Origin of the sequence: Cobetia sp. 1AS1, from assembly GCF_029846435.1 — a bacterium.
In the GTDB taxonomy this organism is placed as follows: Bacteria; Pseudomonadota; Gammaproteobacteria; order Pseudomonadales; family Halomonadaceae; genus Cobetia; species Cobetia amphilecti.
The window spans coordinates 141,866-165,868 of sequence record NZ_JARWKU010000010.1 but is presented as its reverse complement, the minus strand read 5'-3'; the positions used below and the strand labels follow the sequence as shown (position 1 = coordinate 165,868).

The following is a 24,003-nucleotide window of genomic DNA, read 5'->3' as shown; positions in this document are numbered from 1 at the left end:
GGCGCCCATCCCGCGCGCCAGCGGGCTCACATCAGGTTGCGGTCGGTCAGGAAGCTGACCACGGACTCGTAGACCTTGCCGGTCAGCTCATTCTTCTCGGCCCACACCTTCCACTCCTGCTGCGCGATGCGACGGAACTTGGCGCGCTCCTCCGGCGCCATGTCGATCACCTCGATATCCGGATTGGCACGCGCCGCGCTCACCGCCTTGATGTCACGCGCCTTGAGGGTGAAGACCATGTCGTAGGCCATCGCGTCGGTGGCGGTCTCCATGATCGCCTTGAGATCCGCCGGCAGGCCGTCCCAGATGCCCTTGTTCATCGACACCGCCACCATCGGCAAGGAGTGGAAGCCCGGGTAGGACGGGTACTTGGCGAAGCTGTGCAGGCCCTGGTCATCATTGGTGGCGAAGACGGTGTAATCCGCCGCGTCGATCACGCCCTTCTCCAGACCGGTGTAGACCTCGGAACCCGGCAGGTTGACGGGCGCCGCGCCGGCCTTCTGGAAGATGTTGTAGACCATGCCTTCCGGCGCACGCACCTTGAGGCCCTTGAGGTCATCGACGGTGCGTACCGGCTTCTTGGAGACGAAGGACTCAAGCCCGGTGGCGCCCGCGCCGATCAGGTGCACGCCGTAGGGCTCGACCAGCTCGTTGTAGAGCTCCTCACCGCCGCCGTGCTGCATGTACTCGAGATATTCCAGCGGGTCACCCCAGGCCCCCACCAGATTGCCCAGCATGCCGAAGGCCGGATTCTGGCCTGAGAAGTAGGATGGATCGGTCAGGTGGCCCTGCAGGATGCCGGCGCTGACGGCATCCAGCGTCTGGTTGGCCTGCACCACGGCATTGACCGGCAGGATCTCGATGGCGATGCGGCCATCCGACATGGTCTTGATGCTGTCGGCCCAGGCCTTCTTGACCTCGAACTGCGGCTCCCCGGCCGTCTCGGAGGTCTGGAAGGTCCATTCGTACTCGGCGGCCCAGCTCGGTGTGGCGATCAGCGTGGCGGCCACGGCGGTGGACAGGGCCAGCGCCTTGAGCGTGCAACGGGCGGGAGCGGCAGTGGTGAGCGGCGAGGTAGTGGTGAGCGACGAGATAGTGGAACGCGGCATGGTGAAACTCCTGGCTTGTTGTTATGACGTTCTAGGGTCAGTGGAAGACGTGCAGGCACTTCCCGGCGTGGCGAAACGCCGCGAGGTGCCGTTCACTCGCTTGATAGCGGTGCAGACAGGCTGGGCAGCTGGCCGAAGCGGCGCAGCAGCTCCAGCGGTTCCTGGGCGCGCCCGGCGGGATGGCTGCCTTCAGAGGCCGCAGGCATGGCAAGCCCGAGGTCCTGGCCGGTGCGGTCCAGCACATGCAGGGTCGCGGCGTGGGCGGCATCGGGCTGGCGCAGACGAATCGCCTCCATCACCGCGCGATGGCGGCCGAGGCTGTCACCCAGCTCCGAGGCATTGTGATTGGAAGTCGCCACCAGCAGGCTGATCGACGGCTTGAGCACATGGCCAAGCTGCGCCCAGATGACGTTGTGGGTCGCGGCGAAGATGGCGTCGTGGAAGGCGATATCGGCGCGGTCGAACTCCTCCATGGCGCTGCCGCCATGCACCGCTGCGGCCATGCCGTCGTAGGCCTGCTCGATGGCGGACAGGTCCTGGGCGGTGGCCTCGGTAGCCGCCAGGGCGGCGACGAAGGGTTCGATGGAGATACGGAAGGCGTAGATGTCCCGTGCCAGCTGTGGATGCGGCATCGCGTAGCGCGTCATCCAGCCGGTGACACGCGGATCGAGCAGATGCCACTCGCTGAGCGGATTGACGCGGGTGCCCTGGCCGGTGGTGCGGGTGAGAATCCCGGCATTGACCAGGCTCTGGATCGCGGTGCGCACGGTGGCGCGGCTCTGGGCGTGCTGATCGCACAGGTCCAGCTCACGAGGAATCAGGCTGCCCGGCGGGTAGCGATTCTCGAAGATGGCCTGCGCCAGCCATTCGGCGACATCGACGCGCGCGGTCGAGGTGTCGCCAGCTGAGGCAGACGTTCCAGAAGAGGCATTGGCGCGCGGGCTGCCGCCAGCGGCACTCGTGGGAGGCGTGGTCATGATCGAACGTTCCTTGATGGCGTGGCGCGTCATTTGTAGCTCGCGCACATCCTTCACGGGATGCATCGCGGCGCGCTCTTGTCCGTCAAGGAATAGCCCATGTCAGACATGCCAACAAGACACCCTAGACCAAGGGTGAGACCCGACTTTGGTCACACCTTTACGCAACTCCATGTTGCGAAAGGACTATTCAGGTACTGGCAATTTCCCCCTTGTGCAGCGTCAGGCCGTGAATCGCACGCGCCCGATCGACACCGTACGCTCGGCACCGCTGTCCGCGACCACCGTTCTCAGCGCTTCCTCGCCTGCCGCGCCGAAGCTGGCCGACAGCTCGATCTGGCTGACGCCCTGGGCGACCAGCTCACTGACCAGCCGCTCGGCCGCCCTCAGCGTCCCCAGCGTGGCGACGGAAATGCGGACCTCGCCGCTGCCCTGGCTGCTCAGTGAGGTATTGCCGCTGTTCTCGACCAGGATCAGAAAGGCATGGTGCTGCATGACGGCCATGAAAGCCTCCTTGCACGAAGATGAGCAGAGTGTGTCCGGCATCGAGAATAGCGTAGCGCGTCCGCTCCCGGGCACAGGCTGATCTTTCTGAGCGCTGGTTGACCACTCTCCCACCCCGCTGTGCACCACGCCACTCGGCCTCGGCTGGCCGTGGTGCGGGCACAAAAAAACGCCTGCCGCTTGCGCGACAGGCGTTTCTTGTCTGGTGCATGACAGCGTTATGCCACTGTCAGCACTCCTGCAGTGAGGGCCAGCCGGGCTGGCACCTCGTCACGCCTCAGGCGTAGACCGGCAGACGTGCACAGACGGCGGAGACCTTGGCCTGCACCTCGGCTTCGGCAGCGGCGGAATCGCCGGCGACCATCGCATCGAGGATATCGCAGATCCAGCCGGCCAGTTCCAGACACTCCTGCTCCTGGAAGCCACGCGTGGTGACGGCCGGGGTACCGATACGCAGACCGGAGGTGACGAACGGCGACTGCGGGTCACCCGGTACGGCGTTCTTGTTGACGGTGATGTGGGCACGGCCCAGCGCAGCGTCAGCGTCCTTGCCGGTCAGGCCCTGCTTGACCAGAGACAGCAGGAACAGGTGGTCTTCGGTGCCGCCGGAGACGACTTCGAAGCCGCGCTCCAGGAACACGGACGCCATGGCCTTGGCGTTCTTGACCACTTGCTTCTGGTAAGTGGTGAAGGCCGGGTCCATCGCTTCCTTGAAGCACACTGCCTTGGCCGCGATGACGTGCATCAGCGGGCCGCCCTGGCCACCCGGGAAGACAGCGGAGTTCAGCTTCTTCTCGATGTCGGCATCGCCTTCGGCGGACAGGATCAGGCCGCCACGCGGACCGCGCAGGGTCTTGTGCGTGGTGGTGGTGACGACGTGGGCGTGGGGCAGCGGGCTCGGGTAGACGCCAGCGGCGACCAGACCGGCCACGTGGGCCATATCGACCAGCAGGTAGGCACCCACTTCGTCGGCGATCTTGCGGAACTCGGCCCAGTCGATGATCTGGGAGTAGGCGGAGAAGCCGGCGATGATCATCTTCGGCTTGTGCTCACGCGCCAGACGCGCGACTTCGGCGTAGTCGATCAGGCCGTTCTCGCCCAGACCGTACTGCACGGCGTTGTAGTGCTTGCCGGAGAAGTTCGGACGTGCACCGTGAGTCAGGTGACCACCCGCGTCCAGGCTCATGCCCAGAATGGTGTCGCCCGGCGAGACCAGCGCCTGGAAGACGGCACTGTTGGCCTGGGAACCGGCGTGCGGCTGAACGTTGGCGTAGGTAGCACCGAACAGTTCGCAGGCACGATCGATGGCCAGCTGCTCGACCTTGTCGACGAACTCGCAACCGCCGTAGTAACGCTTGCCCGGGTAGCCTTCCGCGTACTTGTTGGTCAGCTGGGAGCCTTGCGCCTGGATGACGCGGGGGCTGGCGTAGTTCTCGGAGGCGATCAGCTCGATGTGAGCTTCCTGGCGAACGACTTCGTCGTCCATGGCGCTCAGGAGCGCATCATCAAAACCGGCAATCTGCATGTCACGGGTGAACATCGGGTGTCCTCGCCTGAAGGGTGATGACGACAGCGAATTCCGGCGCGGCCGGCTCGCCATCTGGGGGTAAGATCAGGACCAGCATGATACCTCAGCCAGCGGTCCGATTCACATGAATCAGCATCATTGTTAACGCAAGACGGCCCCATGACCGAGACAACGATCATGAGGCCGCAGGTTGACGTCGTCAGACGTGATCATCCGGCGCTGCGATGACGAGGCCTGACAGCGCTCACTGCAGGGCGCGCAGCCCCGCCATCGGCGGCTGGCGCCTCACTTCTCTCGACAGCCAGAAGCCCAGCCCGCCGATCAACACGCCGCCCGCCAGCGGCAGCAGCACCCACAGCCACGGATGCAGCACCACCGGCAGCCCCAGCCAGCCGGAATAGAGTCCGACCGCCGCGCCTTCGGCGAGCATCGCCGCCAGCAGCCCACTGAGCAGACCGAGCAGCACGAACTCAGCGGCCTGCAGGCGTGCCAGCAGCCCCTGACCGGCGCCGAACACCTTGTACAGCGCGCCTTCGTGCTCACGTGCCGGACGACTGGCCACCAGCGCCGCGTAGAGCACGCTGGCCCCCGCCAGCAGCACCAGCCCCAGAATCAGCTCCACCGCGCGCGACACCTGGGCAATCAGCTCCTGCACACGGGTCAGAATGGCGTCGATATTGATCAACGACACGCTGGGGTAGTCGCGCACCAGCGGCGCCAGCTTGCGCTCATCCTCGAGATGAAACGCCGTCATGTAGCTGTGGGCGAAGCTCTCGAGCGCACCGGGCGGGAAGATGACGTAGAAGTTGGGCAGGAAACTGTCCCAGTCGACATGGCGCAGATTGACCACCTGCGCCTTGACGGTCTCGCTGCCGATGGTGAACGACAGGCTGTCACCGATGACCAGCCCCATGCGCTCGGCAAGCTCCTCCTCCATCGACACCGGCACGCCCTGCGTGGCGGCGAGGCGACTGCGCGTCTCGCTGTCTGCATCGGCGAAATCACTGATCGGTGCCCACTCGCCCGCCGACAGGCGGTTGTGGTCCGGCAGATCACGATGCCAGGTCAGGTTCAGCTCACGCTGCGGGACGCCCTGCTGCTCGCCATCCCCCTCGTCGCTGCGTCCTTCCTGCATGCCGCCTGCCGCTGGCTGATCCGACTGGGCTGCCTGCAGACGCTGCTGGGTGCGTCCCAGCAGGGATTCGCCCTTGAGCGCCGTGATACGTCCACGCACCATCGGGTAGAGCTCGCTCTGGCTGTCGCCGGCCTGCTCATCCACCATCGCGGTCAGCTGCTCGCCGAAGGCCTGCTGCTCTCTAGGCTGGATATTGATCGCGAAGTGATTGGGCGCATCGGTCGGAATCTGCGCCTGCCAGCGGGTGATCAGGTCACCGCGTACCAGCGCGATCAACGCCATCGCCGCGAAGGTCACGGCAAAGGCGACCAGCTGGCCGAGGCTGGCGCCGCGCCGCCTGGCGAGCATGCTGCCGGCGAGGCGAATCGGCCGGCTCCAGCCGCCCTGACCGCGCATGCGGGCCACTACCTTGAGCATCAGCGACAGCAGCAGCTGCCCCACCACCATCAACAGGCCCAGCGCGATGATGCCACCGACCAGCAGGCCGGCCGCCAGCATGAGATCGCCCGAGTAAAGCCACATCAGGGCGCCGAACACCAGACTGGCGATCGCCACCACCACCCACGCCGAGGCAGGCAGCGGGGCCAGCTCACGCCGCAGCACCTTGAGCGCGCTGACCTGACGCAGACGCAGCAGCATCGGGCCGGCGAAGCCGACCAGCACCGCCAGCGCCGTCAGAATCCCCAACGCCAGCGGCAGCGGCCCCGGCGCGGGCAGCTCCAGCGGCAGGAAGCGCTCCAGCAGCGCCACCAGCCCCATCTGCCCCAACAGGCCCAGCACCGCCCCTCCGGTACTCGCCAACAGGGCCAACCAGCCGAGCTGGGCCGCGAACAGCCGTGACAACTGACGCTGAGAGGCACCGAAGCAGCGCCACAGCGCGGCGCTATCCAGATGACGCTCCACATAGCGGCGCGTCGACATCGCCACCGCGACCCCGGCCAGCAGCACCGCCACCAGCCCGGCCAGACTCAGATACTTGTCGGCACGCTCCAGTGAGCGCCCCAGACGCGGGCGGTCTTCGCGCACGTCCTTGAGCCGCACCTCGGCGTTGTCGGCACTCGCCAGCAGCGGCGCGATGGCATCACGTGCCTGCTGCACCGCCGCCGGGTCGCCCGCCGCCAGCAGGCGATATTCCATCCGCGAGCCGGGCTGGATCAGACCAGTGGCGTCGAGATCTTGCATGTTGAACATCAGGCGCGGACTGAACTCGGAAAAGCCACCCTGCTGATCAGGCTCACGCGTGATCAGGCCACTGATGGTCAGCTGCTTGCGCCCGACCGTCAGGGTATCGCCGACCTCGGCCGACAGCGCCATGGCGAGGCGCGGCACGATCCAAGCCTCGCCCGGCGGCGGAATCTCCGCGCGTGAACTGGTGCCTGGCGCCTGAGCCTCCTCGCCCGAGGCATCCGACTCCAGTTCCACCCGGCCGGCGAGCGGATAGCCCGGCGACACCGCCTTGAGACTCGACAGCACGAAGCTGTCGCCGTGCGAGGCCATCGAGACCATGCCCAGCTGCGGCGACATCTCAAGCCCCGCTGCGCGGAAGGCCTCGGCGAAGCGCGGGTCCAGCGGGTTGCTGGACTCCAGTACCAGGTCCCCGCCGAGCAGCTGGCTCGCCTGGCGATTGAGACCACGGTCGAGACGATCCAGGAAGAAGCCGATCATGGTGGTCGCGGCGACCGCCAGCATCAGTGCCAGAAAGAGCGCGCGCACATCACTGGCGCGCAGGTCGCGCAGCAGGCCACGCAGCGCCAGCGGCAGGCGCGCCCCACGCGGGCGCTGCGCGTTGGCGGAAGATGTCGCCGCGCGGTCAGACACCCGGGACTCAGACATCGTCGCCTCCTTGTGGCGTCGCCACGGCCGGCGCACTCGCCTCATCCTTCCACTCCACCAGTTTGCCGGCCTCGAGATTCAGGCAGCGATCACAACGCCTGGCCAACGTCAGATCATGGGTGACCAGAATCAGCGTGGTGCCCCGCTCACGGTTGAGGGTGAACAGCAGCTCCGCGATGCGCTCGCCGGTGGCGGTATCCAGATTGCCGGTCGGCTCATCGGCGAACACCAGCCCCGGCCCCGCGACAAAGGCGCGTGCGATGGCCACGCGCTGCTGCTCGCCGCCGGACAGATGGCGCGGCAGGTGATCGAGTCGCTCTCCCAGCCCGACCCGCGTCAGCCAGTCACGTGCCTGCGCCTCGATATCGCCCTGCGGGGCCAGCTCCAGCGGCATCAGCACGTTCTCCAGCGCCGTCAGCGTCGGCAGCAGCTGGAAGTTCTGGAACACGAAGCCGACCTGTCCCGCGCGCAGCGCCGCACGACCATCCTCATCAAGCCCTGCAAGCGAGCTTCCGAACAGGCGAATATCGCCCTCGCTCGGGCTGTCCAGCCCCGCCAGCAGGCCCAGCAGCGTCGACTTGCCGGAACCGCTGGCCCCAATGATGGCGACGCTCTCACCGGCCTGCACGGCAAGCTCCAGGTCCTCGAGGATGGTCAGGCGCCCTTCGCCACTGGTCACCCGCTGCGCCAGCCCGCTCACTTCCAGCACCGGCGCAGGCGTTGCGCTGGCCTGCGTGTCTGACGAGGTTTGATCCGACGCATGCGTCGCGTCGTTAATGGAGGCGTTATGTGACATCGTGTCTGCTCGCTTATGGTAGAGAACGGGGTGGGCACGAACTCCAGACCCCGAAACGGGTATGAATAGTGTGCAGATGATGGAGATGATGAATGCAGAAATGGCTAGTGAATCGCCGTGACACCCAGTGCCTGGCGAGCGGTGGCAAAGCCCCCGGCACGCCGGGACTCAAGCGACTGCGCAATGCCCTCGCCAGTACGGCACTGAGCCTCGTGGCCGTGCTGACGCCCCAGGTGGCGCTGGCCGATGCGCCGGCCCCGTGGCTGGTGGTCGGTGACTCCATCTCGGCCGGCTACGGCATCGACAGCAGCCAGGGCTGGGTCGCGCTGCTCGACGAGCGCCTCGAGGACAACCTGGGCAGCGATGCGCCTGAGGTCATCAATGCCAGCATCAGCGGCGACACGACCGAAGGCGGCCTCAACCGTCTGCCGGCACTCCTCGAGCGACACGACCCTTCACTGGTGATGATCGAACTGGGCGGCAACGACGGCCTGCGTGGCCTGCCCCCCGCCCGCATGCAGGCCAATCTGGCCAGCATGATCGAGGCCGTGGAGGACGCTGATGCCCAGCCCGTGCTGCTCGGCATCGAGATTCCGCCCAATTACGGCCCGGCCTACACCGATGCCTTCCGTCAGGTCTATCGGGATCTGGCCGATGAATATTCCGTGCCGCTGGTGCCCTTCATCCTCGAGGGCATCGCCACGGCCCCGGCCAGCGAGAAGCTGATGCAGCAGGACCGCATTCACCCCACCGCCAAGGCGCAACCGCAACTGCTCGACACCATCTGGCCGACACTCGCGCCACTGGCGCAACACACGGCATCAGCGGAGTAATCAATATCAGGCGCGGCGCATATCACGACAGCTTGCATGCGCCTACCTTGCCGCGAGATGACAATCCGCGCCTGCCTGATCAGTGCCTGTCAGGCAGGCCGCCTGGGCCATGAGGCCTTGCAGCGCTGACGTCATCAGCCCGGGCCGTCGGTCGTCGGTCGTCGGTCGTCGGGGCCAGGCCCCATCCTCACAGGGAGTACTGCCATGAGTAAATCCAACAACAGGAAGGCGGATGCCGGCAAGGCGCATTCGAAGGCCAAGGATGCCAAGAGCAAGGATGCCAAGGGCAAGGCCAGCAAGAAGCACGCCACTGGCGATGCCCCGCGCATGACGCTGGGGCCGGTCTCCAGTGACGCCTACCCCTACGACGAGCGCCTCAAGCGCAAGGTCTATGAGGCCGAGAAGCGGGCGCTGCAGATCGAGCTGCTCAAGGTGCAGCATTGGCTGCGCGACAGTGGCGGACGCCTGGCCATCGTGTTCGAGGGGCGTGACGCCGCCGGCAAGGGCGGCACCATCAAGCGCTTCATGGAGTATCTCAATCCACGTTTCGCGCGCATCGTCGCCCTCGACAAGCCCAACGAGACGGAAAAGGGTCAGTGGTATTTCCAGCGCTACGTCTCGCGCTTCCCCACCAGTGGCGAAATCGTGCTGTTCGATCGCAGCTGGTACAACCGCGCGGGGGTCGAGGCGGTGATGGGCTTCGCCACGCCGGAGGAAGTCGAACGCTTTCTGGTGCAGGTGCCCCAGCAGGAGCGCCTGTGGGTCGAGGATGGCCTGCACCTGGTCAAGCTGTACTTCTCGGTATCCCGCGAGGAGCAATCGATCCGCTTCGCCAAGCGCGCCGCCGACCCGCTGACCCACTGGAAGCTGTCACCGATGGACGCCGTGGCGCAGAAGAAATGGGATGAGTACACCGATGCCGCCGAGGCGATGTTCGCGCGCACGCACAGCGATCATGCGCCCTGGACGCTGATCCGCTCCGACGACAAGCGCCGGGCCCGTATCGGCGCGCTACGCCATGTGCTCAGTCAGCTCGACTACCCCGGCAAGGACAAGAAGATGATCGGCACCCCGGACCCGCTGATCGTGGTGGATGCCGATCGCCTCATCCTGCCCGACGACTGACGACTGATTGGCAGGCTGTGCGCCGACGGCGCGGCTCGCTCAGGTCGACTGTGACAGTTCTGCCGGCGCCTTCTGCAGCTGCTGCAGGCCGAGTCCGGCCAGAATCAGCACCAGCCCCGCCAGTGTCGAGGTCAGGATCGGCTCGCCGACGATGAAGTGCAGAAGCGTCAATGAGATGGGTGGCGACAGGAAGATCAGGTTGGAGACCTTGGCGGTGCGCGACACCTTGTGCACCGCCAGCTGCCAGAGCACGAAGGCGATACCCATCTCGCACAGGCCGACATAGATGCCCGCCGTCAGCGCCTGGGGGTTGGCGCTTGCGCCGATGAAGTTGCCAAAGCCCGGCCCGAAGGCCACCAGCAGCGTCAGCACCGGCAAGGCGATGCTGAAGTTCTGCCACTGGGCGACCAGCGGTGCGCGCGGATCACGCGCATTGAGCAACCAGTAGAGCGCCCACAGCAGGGTCGAGCCCAGCGCCAGCCCGACGCCCAGCGGGTCGGCGAAGGCGACATCGAATATCTCGCCACGCGTGGCGATGGTCCACACACCGGCGTAGGCGATCAGCCCCGCCGCGACATCGATGCGCGTCAGGCGCTGCGCGAGAATCGGCACGGCGAGAAACGCCATCGCCAGCGCCCAGGTGTAATTGAGCGCCATCGCCTCCTGGCCCGGCAGCCGCGCGTAGGCGCCGAACAGCACCAGATAGTAGCCGACCGGATTCATCAACCCGGCCCAGAGTGCCGTACGCCAGCCGCCCCGCCAGCCGGTGGTGAGCGCTTCGCGCAGCTTGCCCTGACGCCACATCAGCACGCCGATCAACAACCACGACACCAGTGCCGCCAGCCATACCAGCTCCAGCGGCGACATCTGCTCAAGCGCCAGCTTGAAGGCGGTCGCCACCGTCGACCACAAGGCCACGGCGCCCAGACCGTAGAGCATGGCTTCCCTATCCTGACTCATGGCATCCTTCCTCGCATTTCGGGTATCGCCTTCCTGGCGATGAGTGTCACGGCGATGGCACCGACAATGCCCACGGCCTGACATTCGAGCATCGCGTGCCCTGCCCGCTGCTGCAAGCCGCGCCACCAAAAAGGAATTTCGTGAATGACTGATGCCACCGATCCGCAAGCCGCGCCGGCACCCGCGCCCCCTGCGGGAGATGCCCCGACCACGGCACTGGTCAGCGCCTATCGCCTGGATGGCAAGGGCGGCGCCAGCCTGCTCGATGACGACAGCCTGCGCGAGCAATGGCAGGACCCCGAAGCGCTGATCTGGATGCACCTCGATTACACCCGCGGCGACGTCAATGATTACCTGGACGACCTTGCCCAGCTGGATGAGCCGAGCATCGAGGCCCTGACCGAGCTGGACACCCGCCCGCGCGTGGCGCGCTTCGGCGGCGGCATGGTCACCACGCTGCGCGGCATCAACCTCAATCCCGGCGCCGCGCCGGAGGACCTGCTGTCACTGCGCCTGTGGATGAGCCCAACCCGCCTGATCACCCTGCGCCGCCGGCCGTTCCAGTCGATCACTCAGGTGCGTGAGCAACTGGAGGCCGGCCAGGGCGCGGAAAGCATCTCCTGGCTGCTGGCGATGCTCAGCGATGCGCTGGTCGATCGCGTGGCGGAACTCAGCCATCGCCTCGATGAGCAGCTCGCCATCATCGAGGAAGACCAGCTCAATGATGTCGAGATCGACCCCGATGACATTACCCGCCTGCGGCGCCCCCTGATCACCCTGCGACGCTTCATGGGGCCGCAGCGCGACTGTCTGGCACAACTCTCCCAGGGGCCGTTGTGGATCGATGAGCAGGCGCGTCTGGACCTGCGCGAGATCGCCAACCAGCTGTCGCGCTATGTGGAGGATTTCCAGGCCATGCAGGAGCGCGCGCTGATCATCCATGAACAGCGCATGAGTGAGCACAACGAGCAGCTCAACCAGCGCATGTATCTGTTGTCGGTCATCACCGCCGTCTTCCTGCCGCTGGGCTTTCTCACCGGGCTGCTGGGGGTCAACGTCGGCGGCATACCGGGCAGCGACAGCCAGTGGGGCTTCGCTGCCTTCGTCGGCATCACGCTGGGCGTGGTGGCGATGCAGATGTGGCTGCTCAAGCGCAAGAAATGGTGGTGATCGAACCCATGCCGTAAACACAGCTGCTTACGAGCTCTGCTCACGACTGGCGCGGTCGATATGGCCCAGATCGCGCTCAGGATCGAGCACATCACGCACGCGCTGCTTGAGGTCACGACTGTCGGGGAAGCCGCCGTCGCGCTTGCGCTCCCACAGTACCAGCCACTCCGAATCAGGAGTGGCCTGGCACAGCACCTCGAAATGGCCGCCGTGACTCGGCGCCAAGGCCACCTCACCGAGGTCTTCTCCGAAGGTGGACAGCAGTTCCTGTGCATACCAGGCCGCTCGCAACAGCCAGTTGCAGCCGGTGCAGTAGTGAATCCGGACTTTCAGCGTGGATGCCTGATCCATGGTGGTGCCTACTCCAATCAATGATGTAATGATCACTTCACTGCACTGTCGCGCAATGGTCAACACCAAAAACCTACACACAAACTGTACATAAACTATACTCGGCGCAGTCATTCCTTCAGTGACGTCGCACTGCGATCGATCCTTCTTCAACCGGCAGCACGGGCGTGATCTGCATCACGACTTCCCGTACACGACGCCGATAGCGGAGCCCTGGCCACATGTCACCCCTGTCTTCCTCTACCGAGGCCTCCTCACCGTCAGACGCTCAAGACCGCGAGACTGAGCGGGAGTCTGCAGACAAAGCCCACGAGAGGCCGTCGGGCAGCGGTCAGAGTCGCTTCTTCGAGCGCATGACCGGCGATGAAGATTCGCGCATGTGCAAGGACATCTCCGAGGATGCCTGCCACCAGCAACCCGGCAATTTCTGGCGTCACCTGCTGGCCTCGCTGGGTACCAAACTGGCCGACGAGATGGCCAGTGCGCGGCTGGTACTGCCGTGGCTATTGGGGTTGATCGGGGCGCCGGTGTGGATGGTGGGGCTGCTGGTGCCGATTCGCGAGGCGGGCGCCCTGCTGCCTCAGCTGCTGGTGGCAGGCTTCATTCGCCCACTGCCGCAACGCAAGTGGGTGTGGGTCGCCGGGGCCTCCATCCAGGCCTTGATGGCACTGGGGCTGGTGATGATCAGCCTGCTGGCCGAGGGCAACTTCGCCACGCGTCACGGGCTCGATGGCACCCTCGCGGGCAGTCTGGTACTGATCCTGTTGATCCTGCTGTCGCTCGGGCGCGGGGTGGCCTCCATCGCCACCAAGGACGTGCTGGGCAAGACCATCGCCAAGAAGCGCCGCGGGCGCCTGATGGGCTGGAGTGGCAGTGTGGCGGGGGCGATGACCCTGCTGGCTGGTGTCGCCTTGATGCTGCTGGGCGAGCAGCCCGGGCAGCAGGTGCTGGCGATACTGATGGCCATCGCGGCGCTGGGCTGGACACTCAATGCCCTGTGCGCCGCCATGATCCGCGAGGACAGCGGTGCCACCAGCGGCGGCGCCAATGCCTGGGAGACAGTGCGTGACGGGGTCATCCAGCTCAAGCATGACGCCGCCTTCCGCAACTTCAATCTGGCGCGCGCCCTGCTGCTCTCAAGCGCGCTGGCACTGCCGTATATCGCCTTGCTCGGCCAGCAGCAGAGCGGTGAGAGCCTGGGCGGACTGGGCGTGCTGGTGTTGGTATCAGGACTGGCCGGCATGCTGGCCAGCCCCATCTGGGGCAGGCTGGCCGACACCTCCAGCCGCCGCGTGATGCGCAACGCAGGGGCCGGCGCCGCCGTCTGCTGCGCCCTGGCCGGCAGCATGGCCTGGTGGCCGCAGGCACTGGCCGACAACATCTGGAGCTACGCGCTGGTCTACGGGCTGCTGGTGATCGCCCACGCCGGTATCCGCCTGGGACGCAAGACCTACGTGGTCGATCTCGCCACCTCTGACAACCGTGCCCTCTACGTCGCACTTTCCAACACCCTGACCGGCGTGCTGATGCTGGTGCTGGGGTTGTTGATCGGCGGTCTCGCCCAGTGGCTGGGCAGTGAATGGTTGCTGATGATTCTGGCGGTCGTCGCGGCCTGTGCCGCGCTCTGCGCGCAGCGCCTGCCGGAGGTGGAGGACGACTGAGCATCCGGGGCGGGCGTGACGGCTCCCCTGTTACCCCTGTACCCCTCTCTCCCCCTTATTGATCTGATCGACTCTTACGCTGACAGGGCCTGACAAGGATGTCGGGCCCTGTCACATTAGCGGCTGCGATTGCATAAGCCGCGTCTCCCCGCCATAGTGAAACCGATCATGGTGCTGGAATGTCCGGGTACACGGACAGGCACCCTATACCCGTACTCTCGGGCTCGGTCTTCATGGCCGGGTTCTTAAGCCGCAAGGATCAGAGTCAGATGAAAAGACCCCACATGATCAGCCCCGAGCTGCTCGAGAGAGTCGTGAATGCCTCGGACGATGGCATCGTGGTGGCGGAACAGGAAGGCGATGAGAACATCCTGATCTACGTGAATCAGGGCTTCGAGCGCCTCACCGGTTACAGCGCCGACGAGATTCTCTACCGCGATTGCCGCTTCCTGCAGAATGATGACCGCGATCAGCCGCAGCTGGACAACATCCGTGCCGCGCTGCGCGACAAGCGCCCGTGCCGCGAGATACTGCGCAACTATCGCAAGGATGGCAGCCTGTTCTGGAATGAACTTTCCATGACACCGGTCTTCGATGAGCATGACAACCTGCAGTATTTCGTTGGCGTCCAGAAGGATGTCACCGGCCTGATGACCGCCAAGGAAGAGCTGGAACGCCTGCGCGCGGAGCACCCCAGCGAGTCCAATTGAGCGCCGGACGCTCAAGGCCGCTGAGTGAAGAACGGTCACTGAAGAGCAGTCACTGAAGATCAGATGCCGCATGGCACCATCAACGCCCACCCCACCGGTGGGCGTTGTCGTTGTGGGCCTCTCGCCAGTGGCAGTTGGCGAAAGCCCTGACGAGCTGAGCGAAAGGCTTGTCATCCTCGTCAACGGGCGGTATATAGCCAGAGAGCCTTCGGCGCATCGCCGCTGGCGGTGCCCGGTATCACAGGCCAGTCCAGGCGCTGGATATCGGGTAGGTCGTTCCAAGATCGTGAGGTCCGCCCATGGCCCGTGAACAATTCCTCGATGATATCGATGCCACGGCACTCGCCGAAGACAGCCCCACCGATGTGGACTTCGAGCTGTCGCCCTCCAGCGCACCTGCCAAGCCACAACGCAATGACTCCCGCCAACGTCTTGAAGCCCTGCTCGAGGAGCGCGCCCTGGCTCGCTCCATCCGCGAAGGCTGGGACGATGAAGCCGATGATGATGATCTGATCGACGCCAGCGACTGGGGCGAAGAGGAGTAAGCTCGCCGCCAGCGGCGTGCAGGGGAAGGGATACCAGGGAACGGACAGGCCATGGAAGGGGTCGACGTCAGGACAGGGAATGTCATGCAGTGAGTCGCCGCGCTCGCCTGGCACAGGCTGCCCGGCTGGCCAAGCGTGACGCCGGGCACTATCATCTGCGCGTCATTCCATTCTCCAACCAAATTGGGATTCCATGGCGCAATACGTCTATACCATGAACCGGGTGGGCAAGGTCGTTCCCCCGAAGCGCGAGATTCTCAAGGACATCTCGCTGTCCTTCTTCCCGGGTGCCAAGATCGGTGTGCTCGGTCTCAACGGCTCGGGCAAGTCCTCGCTGCTGCGCATCATGGCCGGCGTCGATCAGGACTACAACGGCGAAGCACGTCCCATGCCGGGTCTGAATGTCGGCTACCTTCCCCAGGAGCCGGAACTGGATGATTCCAAGAACGTGCGCGAGTGCGTGGAAGAATCCCTGGCCCACATCAAGAACGCCCAGACCGAACTTGATGAAGTCTATGCCGCCTACGCCGAGCCGGACGCCGATTTCGACGCCCTCGCCGCGCGTCAGGCCAAGCTGGAAGACCTGATCCAGGCCTCCGACGCCCACAACCTCGAGCGCAAGCTGGAAGTGGCCGCCGAAGCACTGCGCCTGCCGCCGTGGGATGCCAATGTCGGCGTGCTGTCCGGTGGTGAGCGCCGCCGTGTCGCACTGTGCCGTCTGCTGCTCTCGAGCCCGGACATGCTGCTGCTGGACGAGCCAACCAACCACCTGGACGCCGAATCCGTCGCCTGGCTGGAACGCTTCCTGCACGACTACTCCGGCACCGTGGTCGCCATCACCCACGACCGCTACTTCCTCGACAACGTCGCCGGCTGGATTCTCGAGCTGGACCGTGGCCAGGGCATTCCCTTCGAAGGCAACTATTCCTCGTGGCTCGAGCAGAAGGACGCTCGCCTGCAGCAAGAAGCCAAGCAGGAAGCCTCGCGCAACAAGGCCATCCAGCAGGAACTCGAGTGGGTTCGTCAGAATCCCAAGGGCCGTCAGGCCAAGAGCAAGGCGCGTCTCAACCGCTTCGAGGAAATGCAGTCCGGTGATTTCCAGAAGCGCAACGAGACCAACGAGATCTACATTCCGCCGGGACCGCGCCTGGGCGACAAGGTCATCGAGCTGCACAACGTCACCAAGCGTTTCGACGACAAGCTGCTGTTCGATGATCTGTCCTTCACCATCCCTCAGGGTGCCATCGTCGGTATCGTCGGCGGCAACGGTGCGGGCAAGTCCACGCTGTTCAAGCTGGTGACCGGCAAGGACACCCCGGACAGCGGCGAAGTCGTGCTGGGCGAGACCGTCAAGGTCGCCTACGTCGAGCAGCTGCGTGATGGTCTGGAAGACAATCAGACCGTCTGGGAAGCCGTCTCCGGCGGTCAAGACATGCTCAACATCAATGGCCATGAAGTCTCGTCGCGCGCCTATGTCGGCCGCTTCAACTTCAAGGGCACTGACCAGCAGAAGCGTCTGTCTGATCTGTCCGGTGGTGAGCGTGGCCGTCTGCAGCTGGCCCAGACCCTGAAGCAGGCTGCCAACGTGCTGCTGCTGGATGAGCCGTCCAACGACCTGGACATCGAGACCCTGCGTGCCCTGGAAGAGGCCCTGCTGGCCTTCCCGGGCTGCGCGATGGTCATCTCGCACGACCGCTGGTTCCTGGATCGCATCGCGACCCACATCCTCGCCTACGAGGGTGACTCCAACGTGGTGTTCTTCGAAGGCAGCTATACCGAGTACGAAGCGGACTATCACGCGCGTGTCGGCAACGATGCTCCCAAACGCATGAAGTACAAGCGTATCGACGCCTGATGAGCCTGCAAGGTCAGCCACGCTGATCGACGCAAGCCGCAAGACGCCCTCACCGGTCATCCGGTGGGGGCGTCTTGTCATCGGGCCCTGCTGTTCGTTCCAGTCTGTCCGCCCCGTTCGGTTCCGCCCGCTCTTGTCTGCTCTGTTCGGTTCTGCCCGCTCTGTCCGCCTTGTTCGGCCCTGTTCTGCTTCTTTCCTCCCCTCCTCACCCCCTGCCCCCTCCTGCCAGCACGTCATGCTGACTTGCAGTGCTCGGCGCGAGCCGTCATAACAGGAGCTTGCCAATCCATCCGTTCGGGAATCGTCTATGAATCGCTGGCTACAGCAACCCCTCATGTGGCTGCGAACCTGGACCACCAGCATCGCCTATCTCCCCAGCATGCTGGCCATGGTCTATACCCTGCTGGGACTGATCTCGGTGATGCCCTCCGGGCTGCCGGACCCTTCCTCGCTGCCCAATAGCGACTTTTTCGAAGCACTGACCTTCAAGGAACATGACACCCCGCGCACCCTGCTGGCGGCGCTGGTCGGCGGCCTGATCTCGCTGATGGTCTTCAGTTTCACCATGGTGATGAGCGTGCTCACCCAGGCCGGCGCGCAGTTCTCCCACAAGCTGCTGCTGGGCCTGGTGACCGAGCGTCATCACCAGCTGGTACTCGGCCACTACCTGGGCAGCCTGCTGTTCCTGCTGGTCAACCTGATGGTGCCCAATACGGGAGACTCCCCGACCCTGTGGCGCTCGCTGGCGGTCTATCTGGGCGTGCTGATGATGGTCAATTGCCTGGGGATGTTCGTCTACTTCATCCATCAGGTCTCGCAGTCGGTGCAGATCAACGCCGTCGCGCGGCGCCTGTCCGGACGCACCCGCCTCTCGCTGGAGCGCCTGCGTCAGCGCAATCGTGACGATGGCTTCTGCGAGCGCGAGGTCAGCCGTGACGACGACCAGTGCCAGCTGCTGCGGGCACGCCGGCGCGGCTACATCCAGCAGGTCGACTTCTCGGCGCTGCGCCAGCTGGCCATCAAGCATGACATGGTGGTGCATCTGGATTTCGCGCTGGGCGCCTTCATCGTCAGCGGCATGCCCTTGATGCGCATCGAGTGGCCCAACGGCCTGCCAGAGGGCGCGACGGCGGGGGAAGAGCTCGACGAAGAGCAGCAGGCCGAGTTGATCAAGAACCTGCGTGCCGCCCTTGGCTATCTGGATGGGGAGTCCGTCGAGGACCTGCACGAGCACGGCCTGACCCAGCTGATGGAAGTCGCCATCAAGGCGCTGTCGCCCGGCATCAATGACCCCGGCACGGCACGGCTGTGCATGCACCAGCTGACGGAGCTGCTCAGCGAGCGCATGTCGGTGCCGCTGTGCAACTGTTGCGTGGATGATCACAAGGCCGTTCGCGTCAGCTGGCAGATGGAGTCCTTCGCAAGCCTCCTCTACCGCTCCATCACGCCGATTCTGCATTATGGCCGTGATGACCTCTCGATCTGTCTGGCCCTGCTGGAGCTGTTGAAGACCCTGTCCCTGATGGGCGCGCAATACGGCCATCTGGTGCTGCTGCAACAGCATGCCGACAAGGTGGTGGAGGCGATTCTCGCCCAGGCCGAATTCGAGGTGGATCGTCGCTTCATCGAACACGGTCTGCAGGCCGGTCACCATCGCCTGAACCTACCCAGCCCTCAGTGGTAAAAAGGCCAGCGCCTGAACGAGCAACGCCCGCGACGGTCGATCACCGTCGCAGGCGCTGCTGTCTCTGACTCGTACTATTTCTGAGCAGTACTGTCCGTGAGCCGTACTGTCTCGAAGTCGTACTGTCTCAAAGCCGTCTATCCGATCACGTGATGGCTTGCGGCCTGTTGCCGTCAGTCTGATCCGTGGCAGGAAGCCAGAGCCTCACGGCTTGCGGCGACTCTTGAAGAAGGACACCAGGAACAGCACCAGGAAGATCACGAACAGGACCTTGGCGATGGTCGCTGCGGTGCCGGCGATGCCGCCGAAGCCCAGTACGGCGGCAATGACAGCAACGATCAGAAAGATGATGGCGTAGTTGAGCATGTCAATTCCTTATGTCATGTGAGAATTGTCGCGGGGGAGTCAGCCCCTGACGGATGACGCCCCAAGCGCACTCCAGAGTGCTGAAAGCGGCGATCAGGAGGTGTGTCAGCCACCTGACTCGTTATTGCCAAGATGGTAATAAACTAAAGCTTTGTCAACATGATGTCGCACTTCAGTAAAAGAATTTGGCTCAGCCCTTGTGATGGGTTGAAAGCCTGCCCCGTCATCCGCACGTCTTGTCATAGGCACACGATAGGCGGCACTCGGTTGACCGCACGCATGCAGCTCGGGCAGGTGATGTTGCTTGTCGGGTGCCGCTTTACACAGCAAAGGCCCCCGTTCGGCGAGATGCCGAACGGGGGCCTTTGCTGTGTGCATCACTCGCGTCATCCCCCTGACAGCGGCGGATGATCGATGCCAGGGGTGACGGTCTACAGCGCGGCGATCAAGGCCTCGGCGTAGGCGACGAGATCGGGCTCGCTCATCACCTCGACGCGGTTCAACCCACTGTCGAGGCTCGCCGGCTGGCCGTGGCGAACCAGCAAGGTACGCGGATAGCCCGCACCGCCGATGCGCTCACTCAGCTGTGCATGAGCATCGCTGAGATAGACCCCACGGGTCTGCTGCACGCACAGGGTCACCAGTGGCAGACCGCCACGGGCAAGCGCCGCCTCGAAGGCGGGCAACGCCGGACGCTGACGCTCGGTGCAATCCGGGCACCATTCCGCGACCTGATTGAGCACGAAGGTATCGCCAGCGGCCAGCCGCGCTTCCACCTCGGCCAGGGTGACGTGAGAAGAGATGTCGTTGCTCATGGTTCACCTCAGTACAGGGACGGATCGGTTTTCTCGGGACGTGTCTTGAAGCGACGGTGCAGCCACAGATACTGCTCGGGATGCTTGCGGATCGCCCCTTCGATGAAGGCGTTGATGCGCGTGGCATCGGCGACGTCATCGCCGCTCGGGAAGTTGTCCAGCGCCGGCAGATATTCCAGCGTATAGGTACGATTGTCCGGATTGCGGTGGAACATCAAGGGCATCACCGGCGCGCCCGTCATGCGGGCGATCTTGGCCGTCAGCTTGATGGAGGCGGCATCGATGCCGAAGAACGGCGCGAACACGCTGACATCACGCCCGAAGTCCTGATCCGGTGAATACCACACGCCATGACCGCTCTTGATGCGACGCACCACGCCCCGCAGGTCGTGACGATCGATGGCGATCCCGAAGATGCGATTGCGCGCACGGGTCATGAAGCGCTCGAACAGCGGGTTGTCGTGAGGGCGATAGACGACATCGGCCGGGAAGAACAGCGAGTGCAGTGCGCCGCCCAGATCCAGGGTCGAGAAGTGGATGCCCACGATGAGCGCCCCCTTGCCCTGGGCCATGGCGCGCTCCATGTGCTCCTGCCCCTTGAAGGTCACGCGATCACGCATGTGCTCAGGATCACGACACCAGCCGGTGGCCGTCTCGAAGATACCGATGCCGTTGGCGTGGAAGGTCTTGCGCACCTGACGCGCGCGCTCCGCCTCGCTCCACTCGGGAAAGCACAGCTTGAGATTGGTGTCGGTGATGTGACGACGACGCTTGCCGAAGCGCCATGCCAGCTCACCAAGGCCACGCCCCAGCCACAACTTGGCGCACCAGGGCAGATAGGCCGAAGCCTTCATGGCACCGATGCCCAGCCAGGTCAGCCAGTAGCGGGGGTGTGCAAAACTCTCGGGATAGCTCTTCTTGGCCATGACTCTCTCGTTCGACGGGCAACGGCGGCCATTGTAGACCGCGCGAGCCTTGCCGTCAGGTCAGGCGTGCGTATCCAGCGGCTGAGCGCTGGCCAACTGCGCGACACCCTTGTCGTCCGCCACACTGCCAACGCCGCCATGATAGTGTCTGGGCACGCGCGGCAGCAGCCCCGTCAGCAGTGTATAGCTGATGGTGTCGCTGCTGGCGGCGACGCGATTGACCTCAAGCCCCTCGCCCCACAGCACCACACGAGAACCGACACCCGCCTCGGGCAGGTCCGTGATATCCACCGTCAGCATGTCCATCGACACCTTGCCGGCCAGCACCGTTTCCTGACCATCCACCAGCACTGGCGTACCATCCACGGCATGGCGGTCATAGCCATCACCATAGCCGCAGGCGACGACACCGATACGCGTCGGACGCGTGGCCACAAAGCGCCCCGAGTACCCTACCGGCTCGCCGATGGCGATCTCACGCACGGCGATGATGGCCGAAGATAGCGTCATCACCGGCTTCAGGCGCCGGCTGGCGTCATTGGCACCTTCCAGCGGGTCTGCCCCGTAGAGCATGATTCCCGGGCGGTTCCAGGCCGCATGCGTCTCTGGCCAGGCAAGCGTCGCCGGTGAGTTGGCCAGACACAGCGGCAGCTCTGCCTCGGTCGCCAGGGCTGTCACCGCCGCCATCTGCTGCTGGAAGTAGTCTGGTGTCAGGCTGTCAGCGCTGGCGAAGTGCGTCATCAGGTGCAGGTCACGCGCCTTGCCACACGCCTCGAGGCGCGCCTTGGCGTCCAGCACCTGCTCGGCCGTGAAGCCGAGACGATGCATGCCTGAGTCGAACTTGATCCAGCAGGACAGCGGCTGCGCAAGCTCACTCTGTTCGAGGGCCGCCAACTGCCATTCGCTGTGGATGGCGCACCAGAAGTCATGCTCGGCCGCCAAGGCGTACTCCGCGGCTTCGAACACCCCCTCAAGCAACACGACCGGATGAGAGATACCGCCCGCCCGCAGCGCCAGCGCCTCCTCTATCGTGGCCACCGCAAAGGCGGGGGCGAGATCCGCCAGTGCCTGCGCGCACGCCACCGCACCATGCCCGTAGGCGTCCGCCTTGATCACGGCCAGGGCGCGCGAATGCGGCGCCAGCTCGCAGGCCAGCTGATAGTTGTGACGCAGTGCATCGAGATCAATATCAGCGCGCAGTGGGCGGGACATGTGGGGACTCCAGAGTGATCGGTGAAAATGACAGATAGCAGAGCAAGCCCCTCAATTATTTTCCATCATCGCCGTCAGGTCACGCTGTAAACCACCAAACTTTTCCCAAATTACCGATAGAAACCACTACCTGTTAAAACACATGCAGGATTTTCGACCGAAGCCACTGCAAAACCGCTTGCAGCGAGGCCGCGCTGCCCTTGCGCGCTGCTTTTTGGCGCCTTGCTGTCTGACCATCACTTGCCTGGTGAACACATGCCTGACGATCAGTGGCCTGACCAACTGATGCCCTCAAACGCATGCCCCAAAACGCATACACCCCCGCAGGCAGGGCCTGCGGGGGTGTATGCAGCACGTGGCGATAGCCAGCGCGGGACGATCAGGGTGTTGCGTTTTCCAGCTCGTCGGAGCTCTCATCATTCAGCACCAGGGACACCTGACGATCTGCCTTGAGGCTCTCGTTGAGGTCACGCACGCTGTTGATATCGATGATACCTGCCGCCTGACGCAGGTTGAGCAGGTCGAGCACATAGGTGTAACGCGAAGAGGCGTAGTCCGCCAGCGCCTGATACAGGGCCTGCTCGGCGTCCAGCACATCGACGATGTTACGGGTGCCGACTTCATAACCGGAGCGAGTCGCTTCCAGTGCACTGCGGCTGGAGACGATCGCCTGCTTACGCGCCTTGACGGTCAGGACGTCGCTGCGCACCTGGCTGTAGAGCGAACGCACACTCTGGGTGGTGGAGCGCTGCTGGTCGAGCAAGTCGTACTGGCTCTGCTCTAGCAGATGGGTGCTCTGACGTACCTGGGCGGAGGTGCGGCCACCGGTATAGATCGGCAGGGAGGCCTGGATACCGATCTGGTTGTATTCCTGATACCCCCCGGCAGTATCGATGTCGGTTTCATCGTAGGAGTAGGTCGCGAAGGCGCCGACTTCCGGCAGGTGGCCTGCGCGGGAGGTCTTCACATCGCCTCTGGCGACATCGACACCCTTCTGGGCAGCACCGATCAGCGGGTTGTTGGACAATGCCATCTCGACCCACTTGCCGCGGCTGGCCGGCACCGGCGCTTCGATCGCCAGATCTTCTTCCAGACCATCGATGGAATCGTACTGCTGACCCGTCAGCTGCTGCAGGGCCTCGAAGCTGACCTGGAGATCGGCTTCGGCCGCGATGCGCTGGGCACGCGCGTCATCGAAGGATGCCTTGGCTTCCTGCACATCCGTGATCGCGATCAGACCGACCTCGAACTGCTGATTGGCCTGGTCCAGCTGGCGGGAGAAGGCCTTTTCCTGAGCGATGCGCGCATCGAGCACATCACGATTGTTCAGGATGGTGAAATAGGCAGACGCCACGTCATAGAGCAGCTGCTGCTGATCGGAATCCAGCAGCAGTTTCTGCTGACGGGTGGTGTCCTTGCTGGTCGCGAGCTCATACCAGTCGGCGGCATCGAAGAGCTGCTGGTTCACGTTGACCACGATATTGCTGTCGGTGTAATCGCCTTCGGTGCCGCTCTGGGAATTGCCGGTGACATCGGTACGCGACACGGTCCCCGTGGCAGTGATCTGGGGCAGCAGGTCAGCAAGCTCGATACGCTCATTGTCCTCGACACTCTGATAGAGCGAGCGAGAGGAGGACAGGCTGGCGTTGTGGGTCAATGCATCACGCGTGATGTCGAGCAGATTGGCAGCCTGAGCCTGGGTCGCAAAACCCATCGCCAGCACCAGTGGCAGTATGCGAATGTTGGCCATGTATGCGTTGTTCCTGATCAGTGACAGTCGTGACCTGCATGGCGCCTCGAAAGCACCAGGACAAGGTAAAAGGTAGCTCACACATCGGCTGGACTACTGCCTCAGCCCTGCTCAAGCGGGTCGTGGAAAAAGTGGCCTTAGTCTAATCGTCGCTCTTT

The 24,003-nt window shown here is 64.3% G+C and carries 21 protein-coding genes; 8 read left to right on the top strand and 13 right to left on the bottom strand.

All coding sequences use genetic code 11. The annotated features are described in order from the left end of the window. Window positions 1–26: 26 nt before the first annotated feature. The 6 genes from QD280_RS15220 to QD280_RS15195 all read right to left on the bottom strand — a co-directional run bounded on the left by QD280_RS15220 (window position 27) and on the right by QD280_RS15195 (window position 7,882). The gene (locus tag QD280_RS15220) at window positions 27–1,109 is read right to left on the bottom strand and encodes a TRAP transporter substrate-binding protein (RefSeq protein ID WP_279839889.1); all 1,083 of its coding nucleotides are present in this window, start codon (window positions 1,107–1,109) and stop codon (window positions 27–29) included. Window positions 1,110–1,201: 92 nt separating this feature from the next. Further along, window positions 1,202–2,086 (bottom strand): FCD domain-containing protein, encoded by an 885-nt coding sequence (locus QD280_RS15215; RefSeq protein WP_279839888.1) that lies wholly within the window; start codon window positions 2,084–2,086, stop codon window positions 1,202–1,204. A 222-nt stretch (window positions 2,087–2,308) separates the two neighbouring features. After that, window positions 2,309–2,590, bottom strand: a complete 282-nt coding sequence (locus tag QD280_RS15210; protein ID WP_107336213.1) for a hypothetical protein — start codon at window positions 2,588–2,590, stop codon at window positions 2,309–2,311. Between the two features lie 277 nt (window positions 2,591–2,867). Beyond that, window positions 2,868–4,130 carry a serine hydroxymethyltransferase gene (gene glyA / locus QD280_RS15205; RefSeq protein WP_153636359.1) on the bottom strand — a complete coding sequence of 421 codons (1,263 nt, stop codon included), beginning with the start codon at window positions 4,128–4,130 and terminating at the stop codon, window positions 2,868–2,870. Window positions 4,131–4,362: 232 nt separating this feature from the next. After that, complete coding sequence (locus QD280_RS15200) at window positions 4,363–7,086, bottom strand: FtsX-like permease family protein (RefSeq protein WP_279839887.1); 2,724 nt, start codon at window positions 7,084–7,086, stop codon at window positions 4,363–4,365. Further along, on the bottom strand, window positions 7,079–7,882 hold the full coding sequence (locus tag QD280_RS15195; protein ID WP_192837531.1) for an ABC transporter ATP-binding protein: 804 nt from the start codon (window positions 7,880–7,882) through the stop codon (window positions 7,079–7,081). Before QD280_RS15195 ends, QD280_RS15200 begins: the two co-directional genes overlap by 8 nt. Before the next feature lie 92 nt (window positions 7,883–7,974). Between QD280_RS15195 and QD280_RS15190 the strand changes: the two genes are divergently transcribed. Beyond that, window positions 7,975–8,715 carry an arylesterase gene (locus QD280_RS15190; protein WP_279832373.1) on the top strand — a complete coding sequence of 247 codons (741 nt, stop codon included), beginning with the start codon at window positions 7,975–7,977 and terminating at the stop codon, window positions 8,713–8,715. A gap of 204 nt (window positions 8,716–8,919) precedes the next feature. Then, complete coding sequence (ppk2, locus tag QD280_RS15185) at window positions 8,920–9,840, top strand: polyphosphate kinase 2 (RefSeq protein ID WP_279839886.1); 921 nt, start codon at window positions 8,920–8,922, stop codon at window positions 9,838–9,840. Between the two features lie 39 nt (window positions 9,841–9,879). Here the strand turns inward: ppk2 and QD280_RS15180 are convergent, their stop codons facing one another. After that, the gene (locus tag QD280_RS15180; protein ID WP_192837528.1) at window positions 9,880–10,800 is read right to left on the bottom strand and encodes a DMT family transporter; all 921 of its coding nucleotides are present in this window, start codon (window positions 10,798–10,800) and stop codon (window positions 9,880–9,882) included. 144 nt (window positions 10,801–10,944) lie between these two features. Between QD280_RS15180 and QD280_RS15175 the strand changes: the two genes are divergently transcribed. Next, entirely contained in the window at window positions 10,945–11,970 is a 1,026-nt protein-coding gene (locus QD280_RS15175) for a zinc transporter ZntB (protein ID WP_279839884.1), read from the top strand. A 27-nt stretch (window positions 11,971–11,997) separates the two neighbouring features. On the opposite strand, the gene QD280_RS15170 is transcribed toward QD280_RS15175, so the two are convergent. Beyond that, complete coding sequence (locus tag QD280_RS15170; RefSeq protein WP_279839883.1) at window positions 11,998–12,321, bottom strand: SelT/SelW/SelH family protein; 324 nt, start codon at window positions 12,319–12,321, stop codon at window positions 11,998–12,000. A 353-nt stretch (window positions 12,322–12,674) separates the two neighbouring features. Here QD280_RS15170 and QD280_RS15165 point away from each other — a divergent pair, with 353 nt between their 5' ends. The 5 genes from QD280_RS15165 (at window position 12,675) to QD280_RS15145 (ending at window position 18,776) form a co-directional block, all read left to right on the top strand. Next, complete coding sequence (locus QD280_RS15165) at window positions 12,675–13,982, top strand: MFS transporter (RefSeq protein ID WP_279839895.1); 1,308 nt, start codon at window positions 12,675–12,677, stop codon at window positions 13,980–13,982. A 269-nt stretch (window positions 13,983–14,251) separates the two neighbouring features. Then, window positions 14,252–14,692, top strand: a complete 441-nt coding sequence (locus QD280_RS15160) for a PAS sensor domain-containing protein (RefSeq protein WP_043331389.1) — start codon at window positions 14,252–14,254, stop codon at window positions 14,690–14,692. A 299-nt stretch (window positions 14,693–14,991) separates the two neighbouring features. Further along, a complete protein-coding gene (locus QD280_RS15155; protein WP_043331391.1) occupies window positions 14,992–15,237 on the top strand; it encodes a hypothetical protein in 246 nt (81 codons plus the stop codon). A 193-nt stretch (window positions 15,238–15,430) separates the two neighbouring features. After that, entirely contained in the window at window positions 15,431–17,092 is a 1,662-nt protein-coding gene (gene ettA / locus QD280_RS15150; RefSeq protein WP_043331392.1) for an energy-dependent translational throttle protein EttA, read from the top strand. A 334-nt stretch (window positions 17,093–17,426) separates the two neighbouring features. Beyond that, the gene (locus QD280_RS15145) at window positions 17,427–18,776 is read left to right on the top strand and encodes a DUF2254 domain-containing protein (protein WP_279839882.1); all 1,350 of its coding nucleotides are present in this window, start codon (window positions 17,427–17,429) and stop codon (window positions 18,774–18,776) included. Between the two features lie 204 nt (window positions 18,777–18,980). On the opposite strand, the gene QD280_RS15140 is transcribed toward QD280_RS15145, so the two are convergent. The 5 genes from QD280_RS15140 to QD280_RS15120 all read right to left on the bottom strand — a co-directional run bounded on the left by QD280_RS15140 (window position 18,981) and on the right by QD280_RS15120 (window position 23,845). Further along, a complete protein-coding gene (locus tag QD280_RS15140) occupies window positions 18,981–19,142 on the bottom strand; it encodes a DUF1328 domain-containing protein (RefSeq protein ID WP_043331394.1) in 162 nt (53 codons plus the stop codon). 431 nt (window positions 19,143–19,573) lie between these two features. Then, the gene (locus QD280_RS15135; RefSeq protein ID WP_043331395.1) at window positions 19,574–19,957 is read right to left on the bottom strand and encodes a hypothetical protein; all 384 of its coding nucleotides are present in this window, start codon (window positions 19,955–19,957) and stop codon (window positions 19,574–19,576) included. 8 nt (window positions 19,958–19,965) lie between these two features. Next, window positions 19,966–20,883, bottom strand: coding sequence for an LpxL/LpxP family Kdo(2)-lipid IV(A) lauroyl/palmitoleoyl acyltransferase (lpxL, locus tag QD280_RS15130; RefSeq protein WP_216061341.1), 918 nt, complete (start codon window positions 20,881–20,883; stop codon window positions 19,966–19,968). Between the two features lie 60 nt (window positions 20,884–20,943). Beyond that, entirely contained in the window at window positions 20,944–22,095 is a 1,152-nt protein-coding gene (gene alr / locus QD280_RS15125) for an alanine racemase (protein ID WP_279839881.1), read from the bottom strand. A gap of 379 nt (window positions 22,096–22,474) precedes the next feature. After that, window positions 22,475–23,845, bottom strand: coding sequence for a TolC family outer membrane protein (locus tag QD280_RS15120; RefSeq protein ID WP_107336201.1), 1,371 nt, complete (start codon window positions 23,843–23,845; stop codon window positions 22,475–22,477). Window positions 23,846–24,003: the final 158 nt, after the last annotated feature.

Excerpts from the sequence above, each read along its gene's own strand:
- QD280_RS15200 (WP_279839887.1), bottom strand. The coding sequence starts at position 7,086 with ATGTCTGAGTCCCGGGTGTCTGACCGCGCGGCGACATCTTCCGCCAAC.
- QD280_RS15195 (WP_192837531.1), bottom strand. The coding sequence starts at position 7,882 with ATGTCACATAACGCCTCCATTAACGACGCGACGCATGCGTCGGATCAA.
- QD280_RS15210 (WP_107336213.1), bottom strand. The coding sequence starts at position 2,590 with ATGGCCGTCATGCAGCACCATGCCTTTCTGATCCTGGTCGAGAACAGC.
- QD280_RS15165 (WP_279839895.1), top strand. The coding sequence starts at position 12,675 with ATGACCGGCGATGAAGATTCGCGCATGTGCAAGGACATCTCCGAGGAT.
- QD280_RS15120 (WP_107336201.1), bottom strand. The coding sequence starts at position 23,845 with ATGGCCAACATTCGCATACTGCCACTGGTGCTGGCGATGGGTTTTGCG.
- QD280_RS15160 (WP_043331389.1), top strand. The coding sequence starts at position 14,252 with ATGAAAAGACCCCACATGATCAGCCCCGAGCTGCTCGAGAGAGTCGTG.
- QD280_RS15215 (WP_279839888.1), bottom strand. The coding sequence starts at position 2,086 with ATGACCACGCCTCCCACGAGTGCCGCTGGCGGCAGCCCGCGCGCCAAT.
- ppk2 (WP_279839886.1), top strand. The coding sequence starts at position 8,920 with ATGAGTAAATCCAACAACAGGAAGGCGGATGCCGGCAAGGCGCATTCG.
- lpxL (WP_216061341.1), bottom strand. The coding sequence starts at position 20,883 with ATGGCCAAGAAGAGCTATCCCGAGAGTTTTGCACACCCCCGCTACTGG.
- QD280_RS15145 (WP_279839882.1), top strand. The coding sequence starts at position 17,427 with ATGTGGCTGCGAACCTGGACCACCAGCATCGCCTATCTCCCCAGCATG.
- QD280_RS15175 (WP_279839884.1), top strand. The coding sequence starts at position 10,945 with ATGACTGATGCCACCGATCCGCAAGCCGCGCCGGCACCCGCGCCCCCT.
- QD280_RS15155 (WP_043331391.1), top strand. The coding sequence starts at position 14,992 with ATGGCCCGTGAACAATTCCTCGATGATATCGATGCCACGGCACTCGCC.
- QD280_RS15190 (WP_279832373.1), top strand. The coding sequence starts at position 7,975 with ATGCAGAAATGGCTAGTGAATCGCCGTGACACCCAGTGCCTGGCGAGC.
- QD280_RS15140 (WP_043331394.1), bottom strand. The coding sequence starts at position 19,142 with ATGCTCAACTACGCCATCATCTTTCTGATCGTTGCTGTCATTGCCGCC.
- glyA (WP_153636359.1), bottom strand. The coding sequence starts at position 4,130 with ATGTTCACCCGTGACATGCAGATTGCCGGTTTTGATGATGCGCTCCTG.
- alr (WP_279839881.1), bottom strand. The coding sequence starts at position 22,095 with ATGTCCCGCCCACTGCGCGCTGATATTGATCTCGATGCACTGCGTCAC.
- QD280_RS15135 (WP_043331395.1), bottom strand. The coding sequence starts at position 19,957 with ATGAGCAACGACATCTCTTCTCACGTCACCCTGGCCGAGGTGGAAGCG.
- QD280_RS15170 (WP_279839883.1), bottom strand. The coding sequence starts at position 12,321 with ATGGATCAGGCATCCACGCTGAAAGTCCGGATTCACTACTGCACCGGC.
- QD280_RS15180 (WP_192837528.1), bottom strand. The coding sequence starts at position 10,800 with ATGAGTCAGGATAGGGAAGCCATGCTCTACGGTCTGGGCGCCGTGGCC.
- QD280_RS15220 (WP_279839889.1), bottom strand. The coding sequence starts at position 1,109 with ATGCCGCGTTCCACTATCTCGTCGCTCACCACTACCTCGCCGCTCACC.
- ettA (WP_043331392.1), top strand. The coding sequence starts at position 15,431 with ATGGCGCAATACGTCTATACCATGAACCGGGTGGGCAAGGTCGTTCCC.